General features: G+C 68.1%; 9 protein-coding genes and 2 pseudogenes. 2 read left to right on the top strand and 9 right to left on the bottom strand.

The window, feature by feature from the left end:
- Positions 1-24: 24 nt before the first annotated feature.
- From UK23_RS54455 to UK23_RS47565, 7 genes and pseudogenes are all read right to left on the bottom strand, one after another.
- Positions 25-458, bottom strand: a pseudogene (locus UK23_RS54455) (transposase).
- Between the two features lie 122 nt (positions 459-580).
- Positions 581-730, bottom strand: a pseudogene (locus UK23_RS54450) (transposase); the annotation flags it as partial.
- Positions 720-854, bottom strand: a complete 135-nt coding sequence (locus tag UK23_RS54760) for a hypothetical protein (RefSeq protein ID WP_269112350.1) — start codon at positions 852-854, stop codon at positions 720-722. The gene UK23_RS54760 and the pseudogene UK23_RS54450, both read right to left, overlap by 11 nt.
- A 170-nt stretch (positions 855-1024) precedes the next feature.
- The gene (locus tag UK23_RS47580) at positions 1025-1444 is read right to left on the bottom strand and encodes a nitroreductase family deazaflavin-dependent oxidoreductase (RefSeq protein WP_045318478.1); all 420 of its coding nucleotides are present in this window, start codon (positions 1442-1444) and stop codon (positions 1025-1027) included.
- Positions 1441-1932, bottom strand: a complete 492-nt coding sequence (locus UK23_RS47575; RefSeq protein ID WP_045318477.1) for a DUF6912 family protein — start codon at positions 1930-1932, stop codon at positions 1441-1443. Before UK23_RS47575 ends, UK23_RS47580 begins: the two co-directional genes overlap by 4 nt.
- Positions 1929-3320: a WS/DGAT/MGAT family O-acyltransferase gene (locus UK23_RS47570; protein ID WP_045318476.1), complete on the bottom strand. Its 1392-nt coding sequence runs from the start codon at positions 3318-3320 to the stop codon at positions 1929-1931. Before UK23_RS47570 ends, UK23_RS47575 begins: the two co-directional genes overlap by 4 nt.
- Before the next feature lie 10 nt (positions 3321-3330).
- A complete protein-coding gene (locus UK23_RS47565) occupies positions 3331-3996 on the bottom strand; it encodes a phosphotransferase (protein WP_045318475.1) in 666 nt (221 codons plus the stop codon).
- Between the two features lie 106 nt (positions 3997-4102).
- Here UK23_RS47565 and UK23_RS47560 point away from each other — a divergent pair, with 106 nt between their 5' ends.
- Positions 4103-4861 carry a TrmH family RNA methyltransferase gene (locus UK23_RS47560; RefSeq protein ID WP_045318480.1) on the top strand — a complete coding sequence of 253 codons (759 nt, stop codon included), beginning with the start codon at positions 4103-4105 and terminating at the stop codon, positions 4859-4861.
- Here UK23_RS47560 and UK23_RS47555 read toward each other — a convergent pair.
- Together UK23_RS47555 and UK23_RS54445 are read right to left on the bottom strand one after the other, a co-directional pair.
- On the bottom strand, positions 4843-5148 hold the full coding sequence (locus tag UK23_RS47555; RefSeq protein WP_045318474.1) for a hypothetical protein: 306 nt from the start codon (positions 5146-5148) through the stop codon (positions 4843-4845). The two genes, UK23_RS47560 and UK23_RS47555, sit on opposite strands and share 19 nt — an antisense overlap.
- An 86-nt stretch (positions 5149-5234) precedes the next feature.
- Complete coding sequence (locus tag UK23_RS54445; protein ID WP_045318473.1) at positions 5235-5645, bottom strand: HAD-IA family hydrolase; 411 nt, start codon at positions 5643-5645, stop codon at positions 5235-5237.
- Positions 5646-5711: 66 nt separating this feature from the next.
- Between UK23_RS54445 and UK23_RS55235 the strand changes: the two genes are divergently transcribed.
- Complete coding sequence (locus UK23_RS55235) at positions 5712-6128, top strand: Rv3235 family protein (protein ID WP_419503941.1); 417 nt, start codon at positions 5712-5714, stop codon at positions 6126-6128.
- The last annotated feature ends 45 nt before the right edge of the window (positions 6129-6173 follow it).

Genomic DNA, 6173 nt, shown 5'->3' with positions numbered 1-6173 from the left:
AACGAAGTACTACTAGCTTGAGTTTTAACCGGTTCGGCGGGGTCGCGGGTTGCTCGACTTGATCTTCTTGCCGCGCTTGGGTTGCTGTTTGTTGGTGCTGGTAGCGGTGTGGACGTCATGGCGTGTCGCGGGCTGGTGGTTGGGCAGCCCCGTGGGGCGTCCTGGGCCTGGCCGTGAGGGTTTCGGGACCCGCACCAGCACGAGGACCGGGAGATCGGCCAGCACGTGCGCGAGCCGGGGTCCGTCGTAGCCAGCGTCCGCGACCAGCAGGATCTCTGGATCGCCTGGTGACCAGTGCCCGGAGGCGATCAGCCGGACCACGACATCGCGGAGCTGCCGGGCGGTCACGCTCGCGGCGTCGTCTCCGGTGCGAGCCGGACCGCATCCAGCGGCGCGGTCCACGAATGACGCCCTGTTTCCAGGGCCACGACGATCGAGTAGGGCCAGCCCGGCACCATGATGTGCTGGTCCTTGCCCCGGCCATAGGTATGACACAGGACCCGCTGCGGCACGTGTGCGCTTCCGGTCGCAGCCAGCAGGTGACGTCCACCGCCAGCACCAGCCGCCCATCCGCCGCACGTGGCAGCGACACCGCGGCCAGAGCGGTGCGTAACCGGCCGAAGTCGACCCCGCCCCGGGCCAGCGCGGCATAGCCACTGCCATGCCCGCGGCGATGCTCCCCGGCGAGGGAGAGCTCCGCGACCGAGCGGACCGGTCCGTCAGCGCACAAGTACGGCGTCGGTCAGCTCGAACAACGCGTCCGCACGCCGCGTCAGGCACCGGTAGAACTCCTGTCGCAACCCGGACAACTCCCCGGTCGCACCGGCAGAACCGGCATCGTGCACACTGATCAACTGAAGCCCTTGGTGACGATCTTCTTCCCTAGACAAGAAGAATGATCAACCAAGGGCTTCACTCATGATCAACCAGGGTCTGGCCCAGTCTCTCAGAGGTTAAAACTCAAGCTAGTCTTGAAATTGGGGGAACCCGGCCGGGCCCGTGTGTGTGGTGCGCGCCCATCGGGCTAGGCGCGGGTGAGCTCCAGCACCGGGATGGTGCGGATGCCGGCGGTCTTCTTCGCGTAGTCGGCGAAACCGGAGTACAGGCCGGCCTGCTGGTCGTAGCGCTGATCACGCTCGCTGCCGGTGAGCTCACGAACGCTGACGGCGTAGGTCTCGGTACCGCGTTCGACGGTGCCCTGACCGGCCGCGGTGAGGTTGTAGTACCAGGCCGGGTTCTCCGGCGCACCGCCCTTGGACGCGAAGACGTAGATGACGTCGGCGTCCGTCTCGTGCGGCAGGTACATCATCGGCGCGACGCTTTCCTTGCCGGTCCTGCGGCCGCGGTGGTGGACCAGCACGATCGGGGCTCCGGCGAAGGGGCCGCCGACGCGGCCTTCGTTCGCCCGGAACTCCTCGATGATCTTCGCGTTGAAGTCGCTCACATCAGCTCCAGCACGAACGGGAGCTCCTGCGGCGCGTACCAGGCGAGCTCGTGGTCCTCCGCGCTGCCCAGGGTGAACTCGGCGTCCGGATCGCCCAGGTCCGCCGCGTCCACCACGTCGGCGGCCGCGCGCACGTCGTCCTCGGCCTCGGCGGTGTCGAGGTGCACGGAGGCGACGTCCTTCATCGTGGCCGAGCCCACGACCTTCACCACCGAGTAGTCCAGATCGGGGCGCAGCGTCACGTCGTCCATGTCGACGGCGACCACCGCGCGGCGTGGTTCCGCCTTCTCGTCGCCTGCCAGCAGCCGCAGCGAAGCCCGCGCGGCGTCCAGCATCGCGGCGTACTCCAGCTCCTCCGTGTCGCCCGCCGCGTAGGACTCGCGCAGTGCCGGCGTCAGCGCGAAAGCGGTGCCGCCGATCGGAGTGAGTTCGCCGCTGTCGACGAACGTGCGCAGCATCGACACCGTCGCCGGGATGTAGACCCTCATGCGCTCGCCGTCCCCATCAGTTCCTCCACCGACTCCTCGACCATGGTCGCGAGAACGTCCACATCGGACATGGCGTCGCGGTCGCCGTTCAGCCCGAAGTAAACACCGCCGTCGTACGACGTCACCCCGATGGCCAGCGCCTGGTTCTTGGCGAGCGGGACGACCGGGAAGATCTCGGTCATTCTCGCGCCCGCGGCGTACAACGGCACCTGAGGGCCGGGAACATTCGTGACAATCACGTTGAACAACCGGCGCGAGAACGACGAAGCCGCCCGCGCGCCCAGTGCGTGCAGCGTCGGCGGTGCGAAGCCGGAGACCTTCACCAGCGCGTCGGCGGCCACGGACTGACCGGACTCCTTGTGCGCGCGCATCGCGTGCGAGACGTGGTGCAGGCGCACGACCGGGTTCGGTTCGCCGACCGGGAGGTCCACGAGGTACGCCGACACGTTGTTGCCCGAGTCCGGGTCGGCCTCCCTGACGCTGAGAGGCGCCATCGCACGGATCGTGGTGCTGCCGGTGACGTTCTCGCCGCGGCTGAGCAGCCAGTTGCGCAGCGCACCGGACAACGCCGCGAGCACCACGTCGTTGACGGTGCCGCCGTGCGTCTTGCGGATGGCTCGCAGGTCGTCGAGCTGGGCGCGCGCGACGGCGAAACGGCGCTGCGGCGAGGTGATGCGGACGTTCAGCGGGGTGCCGGGCGCCGGTGTCGCTGCCGTGCGGACGGCGGCGGCCACGGCACCGAAGGCGTTGAACACCTTCTCGACGGTGGCGACGGTGTCCAGGGCGGCGCTGCGGACGTTCTCCACGAGCTCGCCGGGGCTGTGCACGATGTCGGTGACCGCGTCGGCCACGAGTTGCAGCGCGCTGGGCTCTGGCTGCGGCATCCAGAGGTTCTCGACGTTGGTGCGCGGCGTCGGCGACACGTCCAGCATGACCTGGCCGATCTCCAGCGACGCGATGCCGTCGATCATGGCCTGGTGGGTCTTGGTGATGACCGCGGTCTGGTTCTTGTCGAGGCCCTCGACCAGGTAGATCTCCCACAGCGGGCGGGAGTGGTCGAGCGGGCGCGACATCAGGCGCGCGATCAGGTCGTTCAGCTGGGTCTCGTTGCCCGGCTTGGGCAGCGCTGACCTGCGCACGTGGTACGTGACGTCGAAGTCCGGGTCGTCGACCCAGACCGGGCGCGCGATGCGGCCCGGCACGTGCACGACCTTCTGCCGGTAGCGCGGCACGAGGCTCAGGCGCTGCTCGATCAGGTCGACGAGCTTGTCGTAGTCGAATCCCGCCTTGGGCCGTCGGAAGATCGCGACGCCGCCGACGTGCATCGGCGTCGTGGAGTCCTCCAGGTACAGGAACGAGGCGTCCAGCGCTGACAGTCGGTCCGGCATACCGCCCAGCCTAGTGGCGTTTTCGATCCATCAACTTCTCAAGTGCGGCACGTTCGATCGGGTCGCGGTCGTGGCGTTCGAGCCGGATGCGCGCGGCTTCCGGGATCGCGTCGATCGCCTTCGGGTCGACGTTGGCCATGAACGACTTGAGGAACCGCCAGCGCGTGAGCTTCTTGACCGGCGCGAGGCGGGCGACGGCGAGCGAGACCCAGCTCAGCGCGACGTCGAGCCTGCGGTCGCCTTTCGTGGCCGATGCCCAGTCCAGGACCACGGGACCTTCCGGGCCGAGGACGACGTTGCCGGGGTGCAGGTCGAGGTGCAGGAGGTTGCCCTCGCCGCTGAGGAAGTCGGGGGCTTGGATCGCGTCCAAGCGGTGGTGCAGGTCGGCGAGGTCCTTGCCCAGGCCGCCGGCGAGCCACGGCTTGCGGCCGATCTCCTCGGACATCCGCGGGCCGGGCACGTACTGCATGACGAGCTCTTCTTCTGTCGCCTCGTACACGCGCGGGACGGGGATGCCGTGGCCGCTCAAGTACGACATCATCTCGGCCTCGCGTCGCAGGTCACGGCCCGTGCGCGTGCGCTTGACGAGCAAGCCGTCGGACCGGATGAACACGTCCGAGTCCTGGCCGCTCGCGAGATGTTGACGTTGCGCGACGCTGCGCATACCTGCCGTCATGTGACGATCATCATTCATATGATCCAAAGCACAAGGGCCGAACGGCTCTAGTCGCGCTCTTCACCCGTTTGAGCCTGCCGTGCTCGCTTCTGTCACCCTCTTCTCCGTGGAGATCTCGCCCAAGGACCGCTTTGTCACCGTTTATGGCCGCAAGCCAGTGCTGGAGGCGCTGGACGACCCGGCGCTGTCGGTGGACAAGGTGGTGCTCGCCGACACGGCCCGCGGCCCGGCGGCGCGCGAGATCCTCGACGCGGCCCGTTCCCGTGGCGTCGCGGTGCAGCGGGCGACCGCCCAGCGCGTCAAGGTGCTGGCGGGCAACGGAAAGCAGGACCAGGGCGTGCTCGCCGACGTGGTCGCGCCGCGCATGAAGCCGCTGGACCTGGCTCTGGAGTCGGGCTCGTTGCGGTCGGTGCTGGTGCTGGACGGCATCACCACGCCCGCGAACGTCGGCATGATCCTGCGCACCGCGACCGCCGCCGGAATCGACGGCATCGTCGTCCCGCGCCGAGGCGTCGCCTCGATCGATCCCCTGGTGGTCAAGGCCTCCGCCGGGGTGGCTTTCCGCGCGCCCGTGCTGCGCTGCGGCACCGCGGCGGAGGCCTCGGCTTTGTTGCGCGCGTCCGGTTTCCCGCTTTACGCGCTGGATTCCCACGCCTCCGACACGCTTTATTCCGCTTCCTTCGGCGGCCGCGCTGCTTTCGTGCTCGGCAGCGAAACCTCCGGAATCACCGACGACGTCCGCCCGCACATCACGTCGTGGATCTCGATTCCGATGGCAGCGGGTGTGGAATCGCTGAACGTGGCCTCAGCGGCCGCCGTGCTCTGCTTCGAACTGGTGCGCCGGGCTCAGAGCCAGCGGACGTGATAGTCGTTGATCTGCGGGTTGCCGAGCAGTGACGTGCACTCCGCGAACGACGACTCGCCCCTGACCCGGCCGACGGTGCCGAACTGGTCCCAGTAGAACCCCAGCCCGTTGGAACAGTGCGCGACGGCCTGGAACCGGCCGGGGCCGCCGTAGTCGCAGAAGACCTCGACGCTGCGCCCGTTGCGCTGGTACTCGTCATAACAATCGCGCGGCCCCTGCGCCTGCGCGGGTACTGCAATTGCCGTGGCTGCAATTGCTGCTGCAACACAAGCGACAATTCTTCGCATTTTCCGCCCCTATGCATTCGACTACTTGCCCAATCGAACGTAGTGGCTTCACGGAATGACGGGCAATTACGCTGCGGGGTGAATGGTCAATCGCGGAGTGCGATCGCTAGCAGGACTTCCAGCTCCTCGAGGGTGGACTCGGTCGACCGATGGTGGACGCCGACCATGCCCGCTTCCGCCGCGCCCCTGACGTTGATCGCGAGGTCGTCGACGAAGACGCACTCGCTCGGTTCCAGGTTCAGCTGCTCGGCGGTGAGCAGGTAGATCTCGTGTTGCGGCTTCGCCAGGCCGACCTCGCCGGAGATGATCGTGGCGTCGAACAGGCCCTGCCACGCGGTGGGTGGGTGCCACCAGCCGTCGGCGTTGGAGAGCAGGGCGGTTTTGAGGCCACGTTGCTTGGCCTTGCGCAGCGCCGTGAGGAGCGGGGGTTCGGCCGCGTTGTCCTCGCCTGGGTCGGTGAGGACGCCGCCGTAGTCGAGGACCAGGGCTTTGAGCACCTGAGGACGGTACCCACTTTCGTGTGGTTCGTGTCCTGATGCCGCCGGTGGGTCGCCTGGTTCGGCATGCCCCCAGTTGTTCGTCGATTGCCCGCGTACGAGCCTCCGGTCGGAGTGGCTCGCGGGCTGGAGTCCATTCCGCGGCCTCGACCTCGGCCGGTGTGGGTTCCGCCGCCCGAGGTTCCGCCGCCGGATCTGGATGCCGCCCGGTTGATCTGGGTCGTTTTGGAGGTGCTGGACGGGCGGCGGCCGGCTCGGGTGTTGCGGTCGGTTGCCGTGCCCGCGGTGGTGGCCCGGTTGTCGGCTTTGGTCCGGGTTCGGACCACCCGGATGGTTCGGGCGCCTCGGATTTGTCATCCGTCGCGGTTGGTGGCCGAGATTTCGGTGACGGTGCGGAGGGAGGCGAGGGCGTTGGCTGTTGCGGCTCGGGCTGAGCATCGGGATGGGCGGTGGTGGTTGACCACCTTCTCGGTGCTGGAGTGACCTTGCCCTGGTGTCACACGGGCCGGTGCCGGTCATCGCCGCTTC

The sequence above is a fragment of the Lentzea aerocolonigenes genome (assembly GCF_000955955.1).
In the GTDB taxonomy this organism is placed as follows: Bacteria; Actinomycetota; Actinomycetes; order Mycobacteriales; family Pseudonocardiaceae; genus Lentzea; species Lentzea aerocolonigenes_A.
The sequence above is the reverse complement of the archived record's forward strand: the minus strand, read 5'-3'. Positions and strand labels throughout refer to the sequence as shown.